1 pseudogene is annotated in these 322 nt (G+C 59.0%); it reads left to right on the top strand.

What is annotated here, in order from left to right:
* A pseudogene (locus EN807_RS33845) lies at positions 1–322 on the top strand (SIR2 family protein); the annotation flags it as partial.

Here is a 322-nt window from a genome sequence, read left to right as displayed (position 1 = left end):
CGGAGATATTCGCAGCCCCCGCCGAGCCGACCGTTCTTCACGCCTGGCTCGCAACCCTTCAACTGTCTGTCATCATCGACAGCTGGTACGATGGCGCCATGCGAGCAGCCCTTGCAGAGGCCGGCCAAACAGACGTTGTCGAGATACAAGGAACGACGCGCGCGACCGGAATCGGTAACATCTGGACGAGAACTTACGATTTGTCAGGAACAGAACTCGAGGCCGAACAAGTGGCTAGGACGGTGCTCTATGCGCCGCACGGCAGCGTCAGGCCGGCGGCAAACTTCCTCGTGGCTTATTCCGATTACGTCGAAGTCCTAAC

This window comes from Mesorhizobium sp. M5C.F.Ca.ET.164.01.1.1 (assembly GCF_004792125.1).
GTDB lineage: Bacteria > Pseudomonadota > Alphaproteobacteria > Rhizobiales > Rhizobiaceae > Mesorhizobium > Mesorhizobium wenxiniae.
This window is presented reverse-complemented; position numbering and strand designations above follow the sequence as displayed.